Origin of the sequence: Aestuariibacter sp. A3R04, from assembly GCF_018860805.1 — a bacterium.
In the GTDB taxonomy this organism is placed as follows: Bacteria; Pseudomonadota; Gammaproteobacteria; order Enterobacterales; family Alteromonadaceae; genus Alteromonas.
In genome coordinates this window covers 119,218-141,321 of the sequence record NZ_JAHKQR010000011.1, presented here as the reverse complement: position 1 = coordinate 141,321, position 22,104 = coordinate 119,218, and the positions used below count along the sequence as shown (strand labels likewise).

Below are 22,104 nucleotides of genomic sequence, written 5' to 3'. Positions count from 1 at the left end.
GCGTCTGACAGCTCAACACGCTATCTCTTTAATGGACGAGGATTTCGGCGCGGATTATAGAGGAATTCTGTCTCTTTGATAACCTGCATTGCAGACATTGTTGTTTTTTTTTAACTATTCACTAAGGTAAAAAAGTAAAACGTGGTTTCTCTGCTCTTATTTGCCCTCACTCAATTCTTCCGACGCTGGCCGGAAACCGCGGTATTTATTTTCCTCCTATCAGTTGCCGTGCCGGGTCAGTGTGGCTCATTGCCGCATTCACTTCAACATGTCGTTGAACGCGGCAAACTACGCGTGGCTATCCTGTATGGCACTGACACCTATGCCATCAACGCCACGGGGCCGTCGGGGTTTCACTATGAATTAGCGTCAGGGTTTGCTTCGTATCTTGGTGTAGATACTGACATAACGCCTTATCACGACTATTCCGCAATACTATCAGAACTCGACAATGGCAATACCGATATAGCGATAACAGGCAAGGGGCTTCCCCTGTCGATACTGGTATCAGGGCGTTTCGGCCCGCATATTCAAACCGTTGATCAACTAGTTATTACCCGCAGCGATACCGGTTGCTCGCCAGAGGCTGCTACCCCGTTAAGCGCAGTTTATTATGCTGCCGACACCAATGCAGTCGCGCCTGCGTTACCTCAAGCAAAAGAAGTTATAGCAGTCTCCAATGTAAGCGAAGCAGAACTTCTAGAAGGGCTGGTTCGCCGCGACTACCAGTTTGCTGTGACAAATGCGAACACATGGACATTGCTACAGCCGCGATTTCGACAATTATGTGTATTAACCACAGCTGCGCGCATGCTGCCAGTTGCATGGCAAGTGCCTGAACACACAGACGACTCATTTATGGGGGCGTTGTTCGAATATATTTCTTCAATGAGACAAAACGGAACATTTAAAATACTGGAGAAAAAATACTTTGCTACACCTTCGCTTCCCCCTGAAGCGCGTCACGAGACATTTATCATAGAGACCAGTGCTAATATTCGCAGTCTTAAAAGCCAGTTTGACGATCTACCACTTTCACTTCCATGGCCTGTTGTGGCTTCTGCCCACTACACTTTCCACGGATGGGATGGCGATTCCAGTTTCGCCACGACGGCTGGTCACCTATCAGACATTGCCGCCAAAATCCCTGCAAGAATTCGTGGCGAAAACCGCTGGAAAATGAGTCTCGCAGCGTTGTATTCGGGGATGTCGCACCTTGAAGATGCCCGTGCTCTGACCCGGCAACAAGGAGGGGATCCAGACCTGTGGCTTGATGTAAAACAGCGCTATCCCCTGCTTCGTTTGAAAAAATACTACCGACAATCTGCTGCTGGTTACGTGCAGGGCGACGATACCGTAAAGTTTGTGAATATCGTCGAAGACTACTGTGATTTACTCAATGCCGTGATAGCTAACCATGCCCTTCCTTCGAAGGAAAATAACGGCGATTAACCCGACAACGCGTATGATGGAATATTGAAATTTGTCATATTGCCTTCATGTTTCTCACGTAAAACACCCATAACCATTGCCTTTTCAGTTGAGGCTAGATACAGCCAGACTGATTGAAAGGGGGAGGCGAATGAGAAAACACAGATTTATGAGAGCAAAGAAAGTGATGAAGAATACCCAAAGAAGAAAACTAATGTTAAAACGAGCACACCAGCGTGTTCTGCAACGCAGACGTCGTTTTATGATGAATGAATTGTTTTCCGCTTAGCACCTGAAATTTCCCTCCAACCGGTCCCTTACTTTTCAAGGCTATCAGTAATGACGGCTTTGAGTTTACTGGCCTTTTTTTCCGCCCGACGACGTCGGAAAAAGGCGGAGATTTTCTCTGCACACGCCTGCTGCAATATATGTGATGTGATATCTACCTGATGGTTCAACGCATTGTGCTGAAGCAATTGCATAACCGACCCCGCAGCCCCGGTTTTTAAATCAGGTGCCCCAAAAACAACCCTGGCAATTCTGGCATGGACTATCATGCCCGCGCACATTGCACAGGGCTCAAGCGTGACATACAGTGTCGCATCTACCACGCGGTAGTTTCCTTTGTGCAGTGCTGCTTGTCTTACAGCCCTTATTTCCGCATGTGCCGAAGGATCATGATCGGTAATGGGCGAATTCCAGCCTTCACCGATAATATTGCCGTTAAGTACCACTACCGCCCCCACAGGCACTTCACCCATCGCTTCGGCTTTATCTGCTAAGGACAGCGCATGGCGCATCCACTTCTCATCTTCTTCCTGATTAACAATATGCATTGGTCTTTTTGACTAAAAAGTTATTGTATAAGCCAAATATGGCAAAAACCATAAAAACATATAAATATAACACCTTGATTTATATGGTTAATTAAATTTGGTCACAAAATTGCTGTGGTAATCTACAACGGGTGGCGTATGGTTATTACCATACTACTCGCAACATTTACGGGTAACAGGCAATAGGTGACAGCCGCTGCTGCACAACTGCTTTAACTACATTCTACTTTGTCGAGGGAACAAAATGAACATGACAGCGATTTTCATTGTGGGTATTTGTGCATGGGCACTGGTTGCAATTGTTAACGGTGTTAAAGACAACCGCAAATCAAAAAAGCACATACAAAAAGACGCGGCTATGGAAAGCGAAATTGCGCAACTCAAAGAGCGTATCGAAGTATTGGAAAAAATTGTCACTGACGAGAATTACGATCTAAAAAAGCAATTTAAAGATCTCGAAAAAGACCGCGTCGCCTGATAGTGTTTGTTGAATGTGTGCAGGACAAAAATCGTCTTTTGCACACAATTTTCTTCAATCACCTTCTAAAAATCGTCGCTCTGCCCGCTCCACACGTCTAGGCTTACCAGCAATAACAAGCACATCACCGGCTTGCAACAGCAGTTCACCAGATGGTAGCTCCATTTCTTTTCCATAGCGCCTGAGTCCTTGCAAGCGCACTCGCATTCTCGGAAAGTCTATAGATCCGAGGGAGCTGCCTAAACAAGCTGCATCGTTATTTAGTACAACAGCGTGGACAAACTCCAATTTATCTTCTGTACCATAACTGATTTCTGTTGTTTCACCGGGATAAAAGCCGTGCAAGTGATCATACCGCCCTTGCCTTTCTTCTCTGACCCGCTTGAGTATTCTGGACATGGGGACCCCTGCATAATGCAGCACTTGTGAAATCAACATCAAACTGCCTTCCTGTATTTCAGGGACTACCTGACTCGCACCGGCCCGATACAGGGCATCGAGGTGATAATCCCTTTTCGTGCGCACCATCACATTGATGTCAGCCGAAATTTGCTTACATGTACTGATCACCTGTTTAGCTTTGTCCGGTTGATCAAATGTGACCAATACTAAACGCGCCCGGGCAACTCCAGCGTTTTCAAGAATGTCTTTCTGACTGGCATCGCCAAACAAAATGGGCTCTCCTGCATTGCGGCTCTCGTGCACCCGCACAGGATCAGCATCGATGGTTATACAACGCACGCCTTCGACTTTTAGTAGCCGTGCTACCGACTGACCCACTCGGCCGAAGCCTGCAATAACAATGTGGCCGTCAAGGTCGTACGCCTCAGGTATGTTGTTTTCAGGCTCGGTACTGGCCGGCTGATTCTTCACCAGCTTTTTCGCCAGAGAAACACTTCTGTCGACGAGCATGGGGGTAAGAGCCATACTGATCACGCCGATACTGATAATCATCGAAGAGATCCTGCTGTCAATAACGCCATGCGAACTGGCCAACGCCGCGATCACAAAACTGAACTCGCCAATCTGACAAAGTTTAAAGCCAGTCGCCCAGGAATCCACCGGATCGGACCGCAAGATAAACCCGACTCCTCGCAGTAGAAGCACTTTCAATATCATCAGACATATAACGCCGGTAAAAATCCACTCTCCATCTTCAATAAGCACGTCAAGCTCGAGTTGCATGCCAACGGTAACGAAAAACAGCCCCATGAGAATATCCCGGAAAGGCCGAATATCTGCTTCCAACTGATATTTGTATTGGCTCTCCCCCAACATCATACCAGCGAGAAATGCCCCCAATGCCATAGATAATCCGGACACATAGGTCAAACCACCGGCCAGAATGGCCACTAAAATAGTAGTAAGTACAAACAATTCGTCTGTGCGTGTTTTCGCCACCTCGCGAAAAATCCACGGCAATATCCACTTGCCCACTGCCAGCAACACTGACACCACAACGACACCTTTCACCAAAGCTTGAATGAGGGCCGTAACCAAACTGATATCACTGGCTCCGCTCATCAGCGGAATGGCAATAAGAAAAGGCACCACAGCTAAGTCCTGAAACAACAGAATACTGATAGCCATTTCAGTCCGGCGGTGGTTTAACGATCCAGTCTCAGTAAGTTGTTTTATGACGATGGCGGTAGAGCTCAGAGCAAGAGTGCCGCCTACCACAATTGCCGGGCCCAGGGCCAAACCAAACACAAGGGCAATAGACGAGAATACGCCAGTAGTGATAACCATCTGACCTAACCCCACTCCGAAAACCAAGCTTCGCATCGACATTAGCTTTGGCAGTGAAAATTCCAAGCCAAGGGAAAACAACAAAAATACAATGCCAATTTCTGCCAGTAAGTGCATGTCTTCCGGATGGAGAAATAAGGCTAACACTTGCGGTCCGGTAACCACTCCGGCAAAGAGATACGCCAAAATAGGAGGAAGGTGTAATTTTCTGAATACTGCGACACTCACCACAGATATGGTCATCAGAATGACGAATTGGCCAAATCCACTTTCGATCACGACAACTCCTTTGATAATACTACCAGGCACGTTAATTGCTAATTGAATTATCTATATACTGCGCTGTCAGCATTTTGACGACGCTATAACTCTACTTTTACTGAGTATAACTCACTGACTATCGAGGAGTACGGTTTTGGATTTAACAACCTCCCTTTATGAACATGCTGTGCCGGATAGTATCTATCCCGTGGCGTATTCCGGACCACGGTTGAATGCTGAACAGAAAAATACATTCCTCAGTCAGATGCTCTCAACTATCGATATATCTGCTTTAGGATCTTTGTATTATCATCAGCTTCGTCAACACGTGTCGTTAATTCACCTCAATTTGAGTGCATCAGGACGCAAGTTGTCTTACGGACGAAACCCCGGTGATAATGATGAAAATTGCGCATTCAGCTTACCACTAAAGGGGCACGCAAGTGACATTCGCCGTCACCACATCAGGTATACTTTTTCTACACCGCCAAGTCGGGAAGAACGACAGTGCGTTGGCGAGTTACACGTCCTATTCGCGAATCAATTCGCAAATGCACTAGAATTCGACCGCCTGAAAGAGCTGGCAACTAAAGATGCACTAACCTGTTTGGGAAATCGTACCGCTTTTAACGAGTCGTGCCTGAAGCTCGCCAGCAAAGCTTTTCGCCATGATGATATTTTCGGGTTGCTTGTCATTGACTTAGATAATTTTAAACGCGTAAACGACACTTTTGGCCATCAGGAAGGTGACTTGGTTCTGCAGGCGGTTGCCGACGAAATCCGCTCCGTGCTGCGTTCAGAAGACGAACCTTTTCGCATTGGCGGAGACGAGTTTTGTTGTTTGCTGGATTGCCAAGACAAAGATGCATTGCAAAAAGTTGCAGCCCGCTTACACCATCAATTTGCACAGAATGTGCTACTCACCAGGCACAGAATATCCTGTAGTATTGGCGGCACCACTTATCGCAATGGCGATGATATACAGTCGCTCTTCCAGCGTGCGGACAAAGCCATGTATCAGGTGAAAGCATCTGGAAAAAATGCCTATTTAGCGGCATAAACGAAGCTAAGGAGGCAAAGGATTGCCGTTGTATAGCACAACATTAATACCTTCTGTGCGCTCAAGCCAGATCACGCTCTCCCTGAGCATTATAACGAGGGGACGATGCTCATAACACAATACAGGCACGTTATTTCTCTCCCAAGCCGGCACTCCCCAGTCTTTTAAATACTTTCTTGTAGAGCGCGGTGCACGCTGGTTTTCAGGCTGTATTTTGTCTGACTCAACAACCGGTTTAAGGCACAGTGCATCCTCTTTCAAATGAGCAGAAAGGGAAATACAAAAACGTCCCGGCCACCAGGTAACTTCGGTCCACACATTGGCTTTCACCCGCGTGGGTTCAGCTTGTGGCAACGGATAGCACACGCGAAGTGAACCGCGATAGTAGCGAACCTCGTAATTGCCTGTACGTACCACTGGTTGCGCGTCGTCTTTTGTATCCAATATACGTAACATTTCATTTAACTGTGTATAGCTCGGCAGCGTCAGACCTTTGCGTTTCAGCCAACCGCGGCACAACGCCCGTTGCCATGGCACTGAGTAGCTTTTTAGCGCTTCGGTGTTGAGATATCCTTGCTCGCTCGTAATGCCAGCGAGGCGCTCGCCAACAACCTCATCCATTAACGTATTTTGTTCGACAAGTAACTGACTGCTTCTGCCCGCTGCTGCGGAGAACTCAGGCCAGCGCTTTGACAACCCCGGAAGAATCGCATTGCGTAAGAAGTTACGATCAAAGCGGTTATCATCGTTAGATTCATCATGGATCCACGTTAACGATAAAGCCTTCGCAGCTCTTTCAATTGCCTCCCGGCTAAGGTTAAGCAATGGCCGCAATACAGTAACCCCTCGCTTTACTACTCGCTCCGGCATTCCCGCTAGCCCTGCGGGGCCACTCCCTCGTTTTAGCGCCAGCAGTATCGTCTCTAATTGATCGTCCTGATGCTGACCAAGAAGCAGTACGCCACTGTGTTGCTTGCAGTAATCGAGTAAAGCGTTGTAGCGCGCTTCTCTGGCAGCAGCTTCCAGACTAACCCGGGGACGAATTTCAACGCTAACCTCAATGGCAGTAAATGGAATATTTCTGACTTTGCAGAACCGCTTACAATGGTCTTGCCAGTCATCAGCGTGCTGGCTTAAGCCGTGGTGAATGTAAACTGCATGTACCGGAATACTGGGGTGGCGAGAAACAGAGTGAAGTAACAACGACGAATCAACACCACCGCTAAAACCCACAACGAGGCAGGACGGCGGTGTCTCCAGTGCAGAAAGCTGCCCACTTAGGGTAACGGCAATCTGAGACATTAGCCCGGATGGGTCGTATTCAGACATAGTTACCCGTTGGTGTTTAACAGTAACCGAAAGACATTAAACGCTGATAACGCTCTTCCAGAAGATTTTCCACATCCAATGACTTCAACTGGCTCAACTGCTGTTTGATAGTTGCTTTCAAATTCGCAGCCATACCATCATGGTCGCGATGCGCGCCGCCCAGGGGTTCCTCAACGATGCTATTGATAAGGCCCAATTCTTTAATTTGCGGTGCACTCACTCCCATGGCTTCTGCGGCCAAAGGTGCTTTGTCTGCGCTCTTCCACAAGATAGATGCACAGCCCTCCGGAGAAATAACCGAATAAGTTGAATACTGTAACATGTTAACTCTGTCGCCCACACCAATAGCCAGGGCACCTCCGGAGCCGCCTTCACCGATCACGGTGCAAACAATAGGAACCCGAAGTTGTGCCATTTCAAATAAATTGCGGGCGATGGCTTCACTTTGACCGCGCTCTTCAGCGCCCACCCCAGGATAAGCTCCCGGTGTGTCAATAAGGGTTACGATAGGCAAATTAAAACGCTCAGCCATTTTCATTAAGCGCAGCGCTTTGCGATATCCCTCAGGCTTGGGCATACCGAAGTTTCGCTTAATTTTCTCGTGAGTGTCCCGTCCTTTCTGATGACCAATTAGCATGATGGGCTGATCATCTATTTTAGCCAATCCACCGACAATGGCTTTGTCGTCTGCGTACGCACGGTCGCCAGCCAGCTCGTCAAACTCCGTAAAGACTCGTCCAACATAATCTAATGTGTACGGTCGCATAGGGTGACGGGCAAGCTGAGAAATTTGCCAGGCTCCGAGATCAGAGAAAATTTTATTTGTCAGATCTGAACTCTTTGCACGTAATTTAGTGATTTCCTCTTCGATGCCAACATCGAATTCACCACCTTGGTTAACCAGCCGAAGCTCTTCAATTTTTGCTTCTAGTTCCGCAATCGGCTGCTCAAATTCCAAAAACTGTATACTCATTGTGTGTCCTATATTTACTGCCTAACACGCCTGTTAGTGATAATGCATAACCACCGACTGTTCACCCAGACACTGTTTCAACTCATGTAACAGTTGATCTTCCGGTGTTACATACCATTGTGCACCACAGGCCAGGACGGCTTCGGCGTCGGGATGGATGACATGTAACTGAACCGGACAACTTCCGCCTCGATAAGGCAGTAAAATTGCTTGCAACGCTGACAGTTTTTCGTCATCACATTGCACTGTATCTACATGTAGCGAAAGCGCCTTCGCATTTTGTTCCCGCGCCTGAACAATGTCCATAGCATCGCGGGCTGAGATTGTATTGCCACCCGAGAAATCATCAAAGCTGACCTGTCCCTTAACAACGAGTATTCTGTCAGATTCCAGGATACTTTCATACTTTTCGTACATTTCGGGGAAAAAACGTACATCCATTCGCGCGCTCTTATCGTCTAAGGTCACGATGGCCCAGCGTCGCCCCCGTTTGTTAGTCATAACCCGCACGCCAAGTACCAACCCAACTGCAGTTGAGGTTTGATCTTTGCCCGTTGGCTTCAGATCTACCAAGCGGCCATCGCTATAATGACGAATTTCATCGGCATATTGATTGATGGGATGGCCGGTAAGATAAAGCCCCAGGGTGTCTTTCTCACCTTCCAGCCAAACCTTTTCTGGCCATGGGGGTACATCAGCAAAAGCTTGCTTCACGTCATCGGGTTCGGTGGTAAGCAATCCAAACATATCCGATTGTCCGAAAGATTCAGCTTTCGCATGTTGGTCTGCCGCAGCGATGGCTTCCGGTAACGAGGCCATAATTGCCGCGCGGTGAGGACCTAAGTTGTCCATTGCTCCGGCCAGAACCAATTTTTCTAATACCCGTTTATTAACCCGCTTAAGGTCTACTTTAGCACAAAAATCAAACAAATCAGTAAACTTGCCTTGCTGTTCCCGCGCTTCGATAATAGCTTCAATGGGACCTTCACCTACGCCTTTTATAGCGCCGATGCCGTAAACAATACGACCTTTATCATCCACGGTAAACTTGTACCGACCGACGTTGAGATCTGGTGGCAAAATACTCAGCCCCATACGATCAACTTCGTCAACCAGGGTAACAATCTTGTCTGTGTTATCCATATCAGCAGACATTACCGCCGCCATGAACTCTGGCGGATAGTGAACTTTCAACCAAAGGGTTTGGTAAGACACCAGTGCATATGCTGCAGAATGTGATTTATTAAACCCGTAACCGGCAAACTTTTCCACCAGGTCGAAAATCTTCATCGCCAAGTTTGGATCGATGTTATTGTTCTTCGCACCTTCTTCAAATGTCGAACGTTGTTTGGCCATCTCTTCGGGTTTTTTCTTACCCATAGCTCGACGCAATAAGTCGGCCCCACCCAGACTATAGCCAGACATGACCTGTGCGATCTGCATTACCTGTTCCTGATACAGAATAATACCGTAGGTAGGTTCGAGAATTTCTTTCAGGCATTCGTGCTGGTATTCAGCATCGGGATAGGATATTTCCTCACGCCCGTGTTTGCGATCGATAAAGTTATCCACCATGCCCGATTGCAATGGACCGGGACGGAACAAGGCCACCAATGCGATAATGTCTTCGAAATTGTCAGGTTGAAGCCGCTTGATGAGTTCTTTCATCCCCCGGGATTCAAGCTGAAATACCGCTGTAGTTTCCGCCGCTTGTAAAGAGCGAAAACTCTTTTTATCAGCAAGCGGGATGGAAGTAATGTCGACGTCAACACCCCGGCCTTCCTTAATCATGTCCAGCGCCCACTGGATAATGGTCAGGGTTCTTAAACCAAGAAAGTCGAATTTCACTAACCCGGCAGTCTCTACATCATTTTTGTCAAATTGTGTAACCGGGTTTTTGCCTTCATCATCACAATATAAAGGCGCAAAATCTGTAATGGTTGTGGGGGCGATAACCACGCCTCCGGCGTGCTTACCAGCATTTCGGGTGACCCCTTCGAGTATGCGCGCCATATCGATAAGGTCTTTCACGTCCTCATCTTCGTTGTACAACTCGGGGAGTCGAGGTTCCACTTCAAAAGCTTTACTCAGGGTCATCCCAGGATCGGACGGAATTAGCTTCGAAATGCGATCGACAAAGCCGTATGGATGACCGAGTACACGGCCTACATCCCTCACCACGGCCTTTGCCGCCATGGTTCCGAAAGTAATGATTTGCGACACCGCCTGCCGACCGTATAGATCGGCAACGTGATCGATAACCTCATCACGCCGGTCCATACAGAAATCAACGTCGAAATCCGGCATTGATACCCGTTCCGGGTTAAGGAATCGTTCGAAAAGCAGGTCGAATTCCAACGGATCGAGATCTGTGATTTTAAGCGCGTATGCCACCAGAGAGCCTGCACCGGACCCCCTTCCTGGTCCTACCGGTATCCCGTTGTCCTTACTCCATTGAATAAATTCCATAACAATGAGGAAGTAACCCGGAAACCCCATCTGGTTTATAACGTCCAATTCGATTTTTAAACGCTCGTCGTATTCTGGTCGTTTTTCAGCGCGTTCAGATTCATCGGGAAACAAAAACGCCAGGCGCTCTTCCAGTCCTTCTTGTGATTTTTTAACCAGGAAATCTTCTGTGGTCATGCCGCCGGTGGGAAACTGGGGCAAAAAGTACTCACCCAAACGCACAGTAACGTTACAGCGCTTAGCTATTTCTACTGTATTCTCAATAGCTTCGGGAATATCACTAAACAGGGCCACCATCTCATCAGCACTGCGCAGATATTGCTGATCGCTATATCGCTTAGGTCTGCGAGGGTCGTCCAAGGTATAACCATCGTGGATGGCAACCCGTATTTCGTGGGCGTCAAATCCCGCCTGCTCAATGAAACAGACTTCATTGGTAGCCACTACCGGCAACCCCTCAGATTCAGCCAGTGCCACGGCGCGATGCAGATAGTCTTCTTCTCCAGGCCGGCCCGTACGCAATAACTCGAGGTAAAAACGATCTTTAAAATGCGTCTTGTAAAAAGACAGCGAAGCTTCGAGAATACTTGAGTTATTCTTCGTCAGCGCGATGCCGACGTCGCCGTGAAGCGCACCGGACAAGACAATTACCCCTTCGGCGTGATCGGCCAACCAGGCCTGATCGATAACCGTTTTGTGATGCACTGCGCCACGCAGGTATCCTTTAGAAATTAACAAGGTGATATTTTTATATCCCTCGTTGTTCATTGCCAGTAGTGTCAGCCGAAAAGGTGCTTCGTTGAGAACATCGCTCTGTACCCAAAAGTCACTGCCAATGATAGGCTTGATACCGCGGTTATGAGCCTCAGAGTAAAATTTAACTAAGCCGCACATATTCATTTGATCGGTGATGGCCACCGCAGGCATGTTTAAAGCTTCGACCTGACTGAGTATGGGTTTAATTTTATTCAACCCATCCATCATGGAGAAATCGCTGTGAACGCGTAAATGTATAAATGGCGAGGACATGAAAATTATCTCTTACTTACCAGCGGCCAAACGCGCCTGTACAGGCTTGAAACTCATACGATAACACGGCAAAACACCATATGTCTCAAGTGCTTGAAAATGCGCTTTGGTGGGATAGCCCTTGTGCCCTGCAAAATTATACTGCGGGTGTAATGCGTGAAGTGCAACCATGTCGCTGTCGCGCTCTACTTTCGCCAAAATGGATGCTGCAGATATTTCGGCGTGCAGACTATCGCCTTTTACTACCGCCTCAGCTTTGAAATGCCAGTTGGGTAATCGATTGCCGTCTACTCGCACGAAGTCCGGGGTGACAGATAAGCCCTCTACTGCCCGTTTCATAGCAAGCATGGTAGCGTGTAAAATATTGAGTTCATCAATTTCCTGGGGACTTGCACGCCCAATACTCCAACTAAGCGCTTTCTGCTTAATTTGCTCAGCCAGTAACGTGCGCTTTTTTTCAGATAACTTTTTTGAGTCGTTAAGCCCTTCAATGGGATTGGCGGGATCCAGTATTACTGCAGCAGTAACCACGTCCCCCACCAGTGGACCACGACCTACTTCATCGACACCGGCAATATACTTATTCATTGATGACCTCTACCACAGCTTGTGTCGCCATTTTATCTGCATTGAGCTTTAATGCTTTATGGATTTCAGTGAAACGCGCTATCAGAGCACTGTTGTCCTGGGTGAATAACGGCAACAGATGCGCTGCGAGTGTTTCAGGGTTTACATCGTCTTGTAACAGTTCAGGTACAAGCTTCTCATTTGCCAACAAATTGGGCAGCGAAAAATAAGGCGCTTTGTATAATCGCTGCATTATTTTATAGGTTAGCGAAGATAACTTGTAGCAAGAGACCATAGGGCGTTTGCACAACATGGCTTCCAGGGTAGCAGTTCCTGATGCAAGAAGGATCACGTCACTGGCAACCATTGTTTCTCTGGCATTGCCAATCGTGAGTCTGATTTGCTTGCCGGCGACTAATTCTGGTACCGATTCTTTTAAATAAGTCTGTATGGTCTCCATACGGTATTGATTTGCCGCCGGAATAACAAACAAACACGCTGGAAGTTGTTGTTTGACCTGTTTAATGGTAGCGACGAATACCGGCAAGAGCGCTTTCAATTCCCCGCCTCTGCTACCTGGGAGCACCGCCATCACTGGCCCGGTATCCGGTAAATCCAGGGCGGCTCGGGCGGCCACCTGATCGGGCGCCAATTCAATGGCGTCGGCCAGCGTATGACCGACAAAGGTATAAGGTACCTGGTATTTTTCGTACACTTGCGCTTCAAAGGGAAAAAGCCCCAGCACCCGGCTGGCAGCAGCTTTGATTTTGTGGATCCGTTTCTCCCGCCACGCCCATACTGTTGGACTGACATAGTGCACAGTTTTGATACCCCGTTGCTTGAGCACTTTTTCGACCCGTAAGTTGAAGTCTGGAGCGTCTACACCAACGTAAACATCCGGCGGAAATTTTTCCAAGTATGCAAGAAGATCATTTTTAACTTTCAAGATGGCGGGTAAGTGTCGCAGCACTTCTACCAACCCCATTACAGACAAGGTTTCCATATCAAATAATGAGTGGAAGCCCATTCTTTTCATATTGTCGCCGCCAATCCCTTCGAGAATGGCATTGGGGTAGCGCTTGCGAAGCTCGGCCACCATACCGGCAGCAAGGACATCACCGGAGGGCTCTCCGGCAACGATTGCTATGCGAAGAGGTGAATCAGGCATCTAGCGAATGATGCCTCGTTCTGCACTTTTTAAGAAATTCACCAAAGTCTGAACCGCCGCAAACTTTTCTGCTGCTTCGGCTAACTTGACAATGGCTTCTTCGATGGTGTTATTGTCGCGGTAGATAACCCGATAAGCACGTTTTATCGCCATGATTTCTTCTGACGTAAAACCACGTCTGCGCAGCCCTTCTGAGTTAATACCGGCAGCAACGTGCTTGTGACCATTAACCATCACAAAGGACGGCACATCCCGAAGCACAATAGCACCGGCACCGACGAATGCATGGTCTCCCACTTTGCCGAACTGATGAATAGCAGAGCCCCCGCCAAAAATGACAAAATCCCCCAAATGTACATGACCAGCTAATGAAACATTGTTAGCCAGAATGCAATCATTGCCAATAACACAGTCGTGTGCTACATGGGCATTAATCATCAGAAGATTGCGGGAACCAATGCGGGTTACCCCTTCGTCCTGTATCGTGCCTCGATGCACAGTACAGGTCTCGCGGAAAACATTGTCATCACCAATTTCCAGTGTGGTTTTCTCTCCGGCGTATTTTTTATCCTGGCATTCTTCTCCGATAGAGCAAAACTGGAAGAATCGATTGCGTTTGCCAATGGTTGTAGGCCCTTTAATCACAACATGGGATAACAGTTCACAGTCATCACCAATAACAACATCATCACCAACATAACAAAATGGGCCAACCGTGACATTATTACCCAGCCTTGCTTTGTTGGAAATCACGGCAGTAGAATGGATCACGTTATACTATCTCTCTAATTGCACACATGAATTCTGCAATGCACGCCTCTTCGCCATCAACACTTGCAGTACCTTTAAATTTCCAGATCCCTCGGCGCTCTTTCAACAAGGTTACATCGAAGTCAAGCCTGTCTCCTGGCGTCACCGGACGCTTGAATCTCGCGCTGTCGATACCGGCGTACAAATATAGCTTATCCGATTTACCCATTGTCTTGAAACCCAGTACACCCGCAGCCTGAGCTAATGCCTCAAGAATAAGTACACCTGGAAAAATTGGACGATCAGGAAAATGCCCCATAAAACAGGGCTCGTTCATCGTGATGTTTTTATAGGCTTTAATAGATTCACCTTCCACGTAGTGGGTAACGCGATCAACCAGTAAAAACGGATAGCGATGGGGGAGTAAATCCAGTATTTCCTGGATATCAATTGTATTCAGTGTGTTGGCCAAAAAAACGCTCTCCTATGCCAAAACCAGCCTTGTGAGTAAAAATGGGAGGCTGTTTGCCGTATTTTAATTTTAAATGGCGGCAACCATACGCGCATATACGCTAAAAACAAATCAGACCAACGTCTCCCGACGTTAGTCTGGCCTGTTTGCACTTTTCATGCATGTAACTCGTGACATGGCTCACTGAGCCCTGTCTGGCTACTTAATTTTCTTGACCTGCTCAAGCACTTCTTCAGACAAGTCGTGTTCTTCATTGGCAAATGCAACAGCTCCCGCATTCAGCACCAAGTCATAGTTTTGTTTAGCGGCAACGGCATCAATAGCCTGCTTAATTAAACCGAGTAGCTTGTTGCGTTCCTCATTGCTTCGACGCTGGATATTTTGCTGCAAAGGTTGCGCTTTTTCGGCCAGCTGTTCACGTACGTTTAGAATTTTTTGTTGAAGATCTTTCTTCTCATCTTCGCTCATTGTGGCAGCATCACGCTGAAGACGCTCCGCATAAAACTGACCGTCTTTTTGAAGCTGATTTACTTCTTCAATTTGATCTTTAAACTCCATTTGAATGTTGTTTGTGATCTCAGTAGCCTGAGGCATCGCCTGAAACACACCCTGTACATCCACTACACCGATTTTTTGCTCTGCCATTGCAGAAGCACTGACTAATGCACTACCTAACACCAGGGTTGCAACGAATTGTCTTGCCAACTGTTTCAAAAGGCACTCCTTTTTAAAAATTAAGCCCGGTTTCTTCCGGATTAGAATTAGAATGTTTGACCAATATTAAAGGTAAAGAATCTAGCATCGTCACCATCGCGTTCTTGTAATGCCCGCGAGAAGCTAAATACCATTGGTCCCATCGGTGATATCCATTGTACAGAAATACCGGCGGAACTACGATACTGTGTCCAGTCTGAATAGTCCAACAACTTCCCGTCAGCTATATTAATCTGATCAAGTTGCTTATATTTATCATAATCAAACTCTGTATCCCAGACGTTACCCACGTCAAAGAAAACACTGGTACGAACAGAATTGTCGTACTCTACATCAACAAAGGGGGTAGGTACAATCAACTCCAGGCCACCCAGGGCCATGGCATTGCCCCCAAGACTACGTCTGGAAATTGAGATGCTATCCGTAGACGGGTCACCGGGATACACCTGACCATCCGGGCCGGTGGTAGTATTAAAGTTACCGCGGATCACACCACGAGGGCCAACGGTATTGTTTTCAAAACCGCGAAGTGTATCTGCTCCACCAGCGGTAAAGTTCTCAGTAAAAGGCAAGATTTGATCATTGCCGTTAATATCGCCATAACCATTTCCGTATCCAAGGCGTAGTCGCGCCAGGAACGACCAGCGTTGATCGCGGGATAACGGGAAGTAGAACTTGGTATCAAAAATAGTTTTGAAAAAGTTCACGTCTGAATTCGGTGTGGTAATACTAAAACTGGCCCGTTGGGACGATCCTGCTGTTGGGAACAACCCACGGTTCAATGTACTTCGGCTCCAAGCGACACTTGCCTGGTAGCTGTCGTATTTCACAGGGGCTTCAGGGTCACCCGCATTGCGGAACTGGTTGTAAAACTGCTCCGTCTGTTCGTAATAACCTGTGTTATACAATTCGACACTCGAGTAGGTTAAACCAAAATTAATACGATTAAATTCATTAATGGGGTAACCAACGTTAGCGCCCACAGACCAACGCTTAGAGTTATATTGAATAACATTAAAGTCAGAACCGTCAAACTCGCTGTACCCAATAGTGCCCCCTAAACTGATCCCATCAATAGTAAAGTATGGATCGTTATAGGTTATTTGAGCCGAGCGCTGATAAGAAACCGTACTGATATTCAGGCCAACCTGTTTGCCGGTTCCCAGGAAGTTATTTTGCTGGATACCCGCCTGCAAGCTCAGCTTAGTAGTATCACCATAACCAATACCGGCGTTAAACGATCCGGATGGCTGTTCTTTAACGGAGAAATCCACATCGACCTGATCTTCTTTGCCGGGCAAACGGGTAGTTTCAAACTCAACTTCTTCCATGTAAGTTAAACGTGACAATGCGCCTTTGGATGACTCGAGTAATGAGTTGGACAACCAAGTGCCTTCCATTTGATGCACGTTGTGTCGCAACACGTTATCTGACGTAACTGAGTTTCCATTAAAATTGATACGGCGGACGTATATACGCTTACCCGGATCAACAGACAGAGTAAGCTTAACGGTTTTATCTTCGTCGTTGATATCAGGTACAGTGGTTACTGTGGGATAGGCGTAGCCAAATCGTCCCAGGTATTTGCTGATAAACTCTTCGGTGTATGTTACTTCTGCCTGGTCGTACAATTCACCTACAGTAATAGGTAAAACCCGCTCAATATAAGCTTCATTGCCCAACAGATCGCCCACCAACTCAACACCACTGACTGTATACTGCTCACCTTCAGTGACGTTAAGAGCAATGTAAATACCGTCTTTTTCCGGCGTCATAGACACCTGGGTGGAGTCAATGTTAAAGCGTAAATACCCTCGATCCAGATAGTGATTGCGCAAGGTTTCCATGTCTCCTTGCAACGTTTGCTGCTGATAACGGGTTTCAGACAGGAAATCCCACCACGGCGTGTCAAACTGCAGCTCCAGATCTTCCATCAATTCCTGATCAGAAAAAACTTCGTTGCCGACGATATTGATTTGCTGGATTTCCGCAGCGTCACCTTCTTCGAAAAGCAGCTTCAGATCTACGCGGTTACGGGGAAGAGGCGTGACAATGGCGGTTACATCCGCGTTGTATTTCCCTATACTGTAGAAGAAGTCCTTCAGTCCGTTCTCTATGGAAGTCAGAACCGTTTTGTCCAACGGTTCGCCAATGCGTATTCCGTTGCCGTCGAGACTTTCCTGTAGCTGCTCGTCTTTAATGTCGTCGTTACCCTCAAAGATGATGTTACTGATGGTGGGACGTTCCGCAACCTTCACAACCAACGTATTCCCTTCGCGGAGAATTTCAACACGCTCAAAGTGCGTGGAGGAATACAAAGAGCGGATTGCCTGAGTAACGCGGAAACTGTTTAAACGGTCACCAACTTGAACGGGCAAATAAGTTAATGCTGCCCCCAACGCAACGCGCTGTAGTCCAACAACTTTAATATCTTCAACAACGAATTCACTGTCAGACGCTGCAGCATTGGCGAAGCTAGCACTGGACACCATGAGTCCGGCTGCTACTAACTGATTTAACTTCATCTATTCTTTTATTCCTGGCCGCGTTTGCTGTTTTTAATTAATTCTGTCGTCTACCGGTTACCCGGCCACACGACTTATATCGTTAAATATCGCGATACTCATCATTGTGAAAAGTAACGCCCCACCAATTTTAAAGCCCCACTCTTGCACCACTTCGGGTACGGGTTTGCCGGTAAGCCACTCAACGACATAAAACAACAGGTGGCCTCCATCTAACATAGGGATTGGCAGTAGGTTGATAATGCCCAAACTGACACTGATCAACGCTAGAAAATTCAAAAAATAGGCTAATCCGTAACTCGCACTGGCACCCGCTCCCTGGGCGATTGAAATAGGGCCGCTGAGGTTATTCAACGACACATCTCCGGTTACTAATTTGCCGAGCATATCAATACTGACAGCTGTTAACCGCCCGGTTTTAGCTACAGCTCTGCTCATCGCATCAACGGGACCGTACTGATGAGTAAATACATACCCTTCAGGCCAAGCCTCTGCAAGCGGGCTAACGCCGAGAAATCCCCGCTGACCATCTTCGGTATCACGGCGAGCGATAGTGACATCAACCACACGCTCTTGTCCATCCCGAGACACCACAAATTGAGCATCTTGTCCCGGCATATTTTGAATTCGTTCAACCAGAGACATCCAGCTTTTGATTGGCTCATTGTCAATCGAACGCAATACGTCGCCTTTTTCAATACCAGCCATGGCTGCCGGACTACCGTTAGACACAACAGCCACTTCCAATGTAATTGCAGGACGAAATGGCACAATTCCCAAACTGTTTAAAGCAGACTCTTTATCCGGGTCAAAGTTCCAGTTGCTAATGGCTAATGTTACCTGACGGGTTAAGTTTTGTTCGTTTCGCACTACTATACTAACAGAATCACCACCTATTGCAGATACCAACTCCAAGTTCACAGATTCCCAATCAGGTGTGCTGTGGCCATCAATTTCCACGATTTCCACACCCGCCTGCAATTGCGCTGCCGCAGCGATACTCGCAGGTTTTATCTCTCCGACTACCGGCTTTACGGTTTCCTGGCCAATTAAGAACATAAGAAAAAGCGCTAACACGGCAAAAATAAAATTCACCGCAGGTCCAGCGACAATAATCGCCATGCGCTGAAGCACAGGTTTATTGTTGAAAGCCAAATGGCGTTTATATTCAGGAACGTCATCAATACGCTCATCAAGCATCCGGACATACCCACCTAAAGGAATGGCCGCAACGGCAAATTCGGTGCCTTTTTTATCAACACGGGTCCAAAAGGGCTTGCCAAATCCAATGGAAAAACGCTCAACATGCACACCGCACCAGCGAGCGACAATAAAATGCCCCCACTCGTGTACTGCAACCAAGATGCCCAATGCAACAATAAACGCCACCAGGCTTTGCAAAAATACCAACACTATCTGAGCCCTCTTACTAAACTGAGTGCCATTTGGCGTGCTTTCTGATCTTCCTCCAGAATTTGTTGGAGCGATGAAACTATCGTTGGTTCCATCCTGTTTAGTGTTTCCTGATTGATCTCGGCGATCCGGGTAAAACCAATCTGCCCCTCCAGGAAGGCAGCAACTGCCACTTCATTTGCAGCGTTCAAGCGCGTGGTTGCCGCCTGACCTGCTTCGCAAGCCATAATGGCAAGCTGGAGGTTAGGATAACGCTCGTAACATGGAGAATCGAATGATAAATCGCGCATTTGCGCGAAATCCAGCGGTGCAACGCCAGCATTAATCCGCTCTGGCCAGGCCAAGCCGTAAGCGATAGGTGTTCGCATATCAGGGTTCCCCAATTGCGCAATCACCGAACCATCGGTGTATTGCACCATGGAATGCACCACACTCTGGGGATGTAAAACCACAGTAATATCTTTGGCAGTTGCACCAAACAACCAACAGGCTTCAATAAACTCTAAGCCCTTGTTCATCATAGTAGCGGAGTCCACGGTAATTTTACGGCCCATAGACCAGTTGGGGTGAGCACACGCTTCACTGACAGTTATATCTGAAAAAGTACTCAACTCTCGGGTTCTGAAAGGTCCGCCAGATCCTGTGAGCAAAATTTGATGTATACCGGACGCTGCAAATTGCCCATAAGAAAATGTATGAGGAAGGCACTGAAATATGGCGTTGTGCTCACTGTCGATTGGCAGGATTTCAGCACCCGACTGATTGGCAGCGTCAATAAAAAGCTCACCAGACATAACCAGAGCTTCTTTGTTCGCCAACAATACACGCTTTCCCGCTTTCACGGCGGCTAACGTAGGCAAAAGGCCGGCTGCCCCGACGATAGCGGCCATCACTGTAGTGACCTGTGCATCACTACTGACTTCTTCGAGGGCTTTTGCACCACACAGAATTTCAGATGTAACACCGTACTGCTCAGCCAACGCAATAGCATCGAGATAACGGGCTTCATCGGCTACTACCACATAGCGAGCAGAACAGGCCTTGGCCTGTTCCATCAGTTTTTCCAACTGATTATTTCCAGTAAGCGCAAAAACCCGATAGCGATCCGGATGCCGTTGTAATACGTCGAGCGTACTGCAACCGATTGACCCTGTTGCCCCTAATACCGTTACTGTTTGCATCATGCCATCCAGGTTACATAACAAAATGCAAAAATGGGAAATGCCGCGGTAAGGCTGTCTATGCGATCTAAAATTCCGCCGTGGCCGGGCAACAGTCGACCGCTGTCTTTTATTCCAGCGCAGCGTTTCAGCATACTTTCGTTTAAATCACCTAAGGCTGACACGGCGACGGTTATTCCGCCGATGAGAAGGTGCAACCAAATTCGCGACCCAGCCACCTGGTAGTGTAAAGCTGCAAAAGCTATTATGGCAAACGACGCTGCCACCCCACCTAACAAACCTTCCAGGGTTTTGCCCGGTGACACATTGGGTCTTAATTTGTGACGACCAAATTTCACACCTACGAAAAAAGCACCGATATCGGCCGCCCAGACAATGCCCAACACATAAAAGATCAATGACGAACCGTACAACGGGTCAACATCGTGAAGGCTGGTGCGCAGGCTAATGACTGCCACCCAGGTTGGCACCAGTGTGAGGACACCAAATATCATTCGTATCGCGTTGTTATTTTTCCAAAATCCACTGTACTTCGGGTAGGCGATAATCATACATAATGAAGCTATCCACCAGATGACCGATACGCCCAATATAATGTGATACAAACTGTGAAGCTGGCCCTGATACCAAATGAGATCTGCATCTACGATTGATGACAACCCCAAACAAATTACAAACACACCACAGGCAAACGCCCCCTTGTAAAGGCGAGGGCCTACACCGGACATGTTTGCCCATTCATACGCTCCCAGCCCAACAACGCCTGCAATAGCAAGCTCAAACCACCACACGGGAAGAAAAAGAATGGCGATTAGCGCGAGGGGCGCCAGGATTAATGCTGTTATTATACGTTGTTTTAGCATAGTGGGCGTAGTGCTCCTTGTAGCAAAATAAGTCGCCGGTCAATGGCCACTTATTTTGCGATGACGTCTACTTGATCGCCTGTCAGTCCAAAGCGACGCTGACGCCGTTTAAAATCGTCCACGGCCTCTTGGAATACCTCTTCTGAGAAGTCAGGCCATAGAACATCGGTGAAAAAGAGTTCAGCATACGCACACTGCCACAAAAGGAAATTGCTAATGCGATGTTCTCCACCAGTGCGAATAAGCAAATCAAGCTCGGGCAAGTCTGCGGTAGACATCTTGCTGTCGAACAGGGACTCATTGATATCTTCGATGGAAACCGCCCCTGTTACCACCTCATTCGCCAATTGTTGTGCAGCGTTAACAATATCCCAGCGCCCGCCGTAATTCGCGGCAATATTCAGCACCAACGCCTCATTTTCCGCAGTCATGTCTTCGGCTTTGCGAATCTTCTCTTTCAGTTTGTCGTCAAACGCAGAGACATCACCGATGACTTTTAACCGGACACCGTTTTTGTGCAGACGCTTCGCTTCGTTATTTAAGACCAGGTTGAACAATTCCATCAACACAGAAACTTCTTCTTCCGGGCGTTTCCAGTTTTCACTGGAAAACGCAAAAAGCGTTAAGGATTTGATATCGTTTTGCCTGGCAAACCGAACCACAGCCCGCACAGACTCGACGCCTGCCTTATGCCCAAAAGTTCGGATTTTACCTTTCTTCTGCGCCCAGCGACCATTACCGTCCATGATAATCGCAACGTGCTGAGGCCCCGGCACGCTTACCGGGGATTCAGTTTCCACTGACGCTTTGTTAGACCGCTTTCCTAACATAGTATC

At 47.5% G+C, this 22,104-nt stretch carries 18 protein-coding genes; 3 read left to right on the top strand and 15 right to left on the bottom strand.

The window, feature by feature from the left end:
- The first annotated feature begins 141 nt into the window (after positions 1 to 141).
- On the top strand, positions 142 to 1,452 hold the full coding sequence (locus KO518_RS09975) for a transporter substrate-binding domain-containing protein (protein ID WP_216025706.1): 1,311 nt from the start codon (positions 142 to 144) through the stop codon (positions 1,450 to 1,452).
- A 296-nt stretch (positions 1,453 to 1,748) separates the two neighbouring features.
- On the opposite strand, the gene tadA is transcribed toward KO518_RS09975, so the two are convergent.
- The gene (tadA, locus tag KO518_RS09970) at positions 1,749 to 2,267 is read right to left on the bottom strand and encodes a tRNA adenosine(34) deaminase TadA (protein WP_216025705.1); all 519 of its coding nucleotides are present in this window, start codon (positions 2,265 to 2,267) and stop codon (positions 1,749 to 1,751) included.
- A gap of 250 nt (positions 2,268 to 2,517) precedes the next feature.
- On the opposite strand from tadA, the gene KO518_RS09965 reads away from it, so the two are divergent.
- Positions 2,518 to 2,745 carry a hypothetical protein gene (locus KO518_RS09965; protein WP_216025704.1) on the top strand — a complete coding sequence of 76 codons (228 nt, stop codon included), beginning with the start codon at positions 2,518 to 2,520 and terminating at the stop codon, positions 2,743 to 2,745.
- 54 nt (positions 2,746 to 2,799) lie between these two features.
- Here the strand turns inward: KO518_RS09965 and KO518_RS09960 are convergent, their stop codons facing one another.
- Positions 2,800 to 4,770, bottom strand: coding sequence for a cation:proton antiporter (locus KO518_RS09960; protein ID WP_371742343.1), 1,971 nt, complete (start codon positions 4,768 to 4,770; stop codon positions 2,800 to 2,802).
- A 139-nt stretch (positions 4,771 to 4,909) separates the two neighbouring features.
- On the opposite strand from KO518_RS09960, the gene KO518_RS09955 reads away from it, so the two are divergent.
- The gene (locus KO518_RS09955) at positions 4,910 to 5,815 is read left to right on the top strand and encodes a GGDEF domain-containing protein (RefSeq protein ID WP_216025703.1); all 906 of its coding nucleotides are present in this window, start codon (positions 4,910 to 4,912) and stop codon (positions 5,813 to 5,815) included.
- Positions 5,816 to 5,821: 6 nt separating this feature from the next.
- Here KO518_RS09955 and tilS read toward each other — a convergent pair whose 3' ends face one another.
- The 13 genes from tilS to uppS form a co-directional block, all read right to left on the bottom strand.
- Positions 5,822 to 7,144, bottom strand: coding sequence for a tRNA lysidine(34) synthetase TilS (gene tilS, locus KO518_RS09950; protein WP_216025702.1), 1,323 nt, complete (start codon positions 7,142 to 7,144; stop codon positions 5,822 to 5,824).
- A gap of 16 nt (positions 7,145 to 7,160) precedes the next feature.
- Positions 7,161 to 8,117 carry an acetyl-CoA carboxylase carboxyl transferase subunit alpha gene (accA, locus tag KO518_RS09945; protein ID WP_216025701.1) on the bottom strand — a complete coding sequence of 319 codons (957 nt, stop codon included), beginning with the start codon at positions 8,115 to 8,117 and terminating at the stop codon, positions 7,161 to 7,163.
- A gap of 33 nt (positions 8,118 to 8,150) precedes the next feature.
- Positions 8,151 to 11,615: a DNA polymerase III subunit alpha gene (gene dnaE / locus KO518_RS09940; protein ID WP_216025700.1), complete on the bottom strand. Its 3,465-nt coding sequence runs from the start codon at positions 11,613 to 11,615 to the stop codon at positions 8,151 to 8,153.
- 12 nt (positions 11,616 to 11,627) lie between these two features.
- On the bottom strand, positions 11,628 to 12,203 hold the full coding sequence (gene rnhB, locus KO518_RS09935; RefSeq protein ID WP_216025699.1) for a ribonuclease HII: 576 nt from the start codon (positions 12,201 to 12,203) through the stop codon (positions 11,628 to 11,630).
- Complete coding sequence (gene lpxB / locus KO518_RS09930) at positions 12,196 to 13,350, bottom strand: lipid-A-disaccharide synthase (protein WP_216025698.1); 1,155 nt, start codon at positions 13,348 to 13,350, stop codon at positions 12,196 to 12,198. Before lpxB ends, rnhB begins: the two co-directional genes overlap by 8 nt.
- Positions 13,351 to 14,121, bottom strand: a complete 771-nt coding sequence (lpxA, locus tag KO518_RS09925; RefSeq protein ID WP_216025697.1) for an acyl-ACP--UDP-N-acetylglucosamine O-acyltransferase — start codon at positions 14,119 to 14,121, stop codon at positions 13,351 to 13,353.
- A gap of 1 nt (position 14,122) precedes the next feature.
- Positions 14,123 to 14,572: a 3-hydroxyacyl-ACP dehydratase FabZ gene (gene fabZ, locus KO518_RS09920; RefSeq protein WP_216025696.1), complete on the bottom strand. Its 450-nt coding sequence runs from the start codon at positions 14,570 to 14,572 to the stop codon at positions 14,123 to 14,125.
- A gap of 198 nt (positions 14,573 to 14,770) precedes the next feature.
- A complete protein-coding gene (locus KO518_RS09915) occupies positions 14,771 to 15,286 on the bottom strand; it encodes an OmpH family outer membrane protein (protein ID WP_216025695.1) in 516 nt (171 codons plus the stop codon).
- A gap of 47 nt (positions 15,287 to 15,333) precedes the next feature.
- Positions 15,334 to 17,811, bottom strand: a complete 2,478-nt coding sequence (gene bamA / locus KO518_RS09910; protein WP_216025694.1) for an outer membrane protein assembly factor BamA — start codon at positions 17,809 to 17,811, stop codon at positions 15,334 to 15,336.
- A 57-nt stretch (positions 17,812 to 17,868) separates the two neighbouring features.
- Positions 17,869 to 19,224, bottom strand: a complete 1,356-nt coding sequence (gene rseP / locus KO518_RS09905) for a sigma E protease regulator RseP (protein WP_216025693.1) — start codon at positions 19,222 to 19,224, stop codon at positions 17,869 to 17,871.
- On the bottom strand, positions 19,224 to 20,405 hold the full coding sequence (gene ispC, locus KO518_RS09900; RefSeq protein WP_216026863.1) for a 1-deoxy-D-xylulose-5-phosphate reductoisomerase: 1,182 nt from the start codon (positions 20,403 to 20,405) through the stop codon (positions 19,224 to 19,226). Before ispC ends, rseP begins: the two co-directional genes overlap by 1 nt.
- Positions 20,405 to 21,268, bottom strand: coding sequence for a phosphatidate cytidylyltransferase (locus KO518_RS09895; protein WP_216025692.1), 864 nt, complete (start codon positions 21,266 to 21,268; stop codon positions 20,405 to 20,407). The genes ispC and KO518_RS09895 overlap by 1 nt, the downstream gene beginning before the upstream one ends.
- A 50-nt stretch (positions 21,269 to 21,318) precedes the next feature.
- Entirely contained in the window at positions 21,319 to 22,098 is a 780-nt protein-coding gene (gene uppS / locus KO518_RS09890; RefSeq protein ID WP_216025691.1) for a polyprenyl diphosphate synthase, read from the bottom strand.
- Positions 22,099 to 22,104 lie beyond the last annotated feature (6 nt).

Bases quoted from the DNA above. Each gene is read 5' to 3' on its own strand.
- tadA (WP_216025705.1), bottom strand. From the start codon at position 2,267: ATGCATATTGTTAATCAGGAAGAAGATGAGAAGTGGATGCGCCATGCG.
- KO518_RS09965 (WP_216025704.1), top strand. From the start codon at position 2,518: ATGACAGCGATTTTCATTGTGGGTATTTGTGCATGGGCACTGGTTGCA.
- tilS (WP_216025702.1), bottom strand. From the start codon at position 7,144: ATGTCTGAATACGACCCATCCGGGCTAATGTCTCAGATTGCCGTTACC.
- accA (WP_216025701.1), bottom strand. From the start codon at position 8,117: ATGAGTATACAGTTTTTGGAATTTGAGCAGCCGATTGCGGAACTAGAA.
- dnaE (WP_216025700.1), bottom strand. From the start codon at position 11,615: ATGTCCTCGCCATTTATACATTTACGCGTTCACAGCGATTTCTCCATG.
- rnhB (WP_216025699.1), bottom strand. From the start codon at position 12,203: ATGAATAAGTATATTGCCGGTGTCGATGAAGTAGGTCGTGGTCCACTG.
- lpxB (WP_216025698.1), bottom strand. From the start codon at position 13,350: ATGCCTGATTCACCTCTTCGCATAGCAATCGTTGCCGGAGAGCCCTCC.
- bamA (WP_216025694.1), bottom strand. From the start codon at position 17,811: ATGAAGTTAAATCAGTTAGTAGCAGCCGGACTCATGGTGTCCAGTGCT.
- ispC (WP_216026863.1), bottom strand. From the start codon at position 20,405: ATGCAAACAGTAACGGTATTAGGGGCAACAGGGTCAATCGGTTGCAGT.
- KO518_RS09895 (WP_216025692.1), bottom strand. From the start codon at position 21,268: ATGCTAAAACAACGTATAATAACAGCATTAATCCTGGCGCCCCTCGCG.
- uppS (WP_216025691.1), bottom strand. From the start codon at position 22,098: ATGTTAGGAAAGCGGTCTAACAAAGCGTCAGTGGAAACTGAATCCCCG.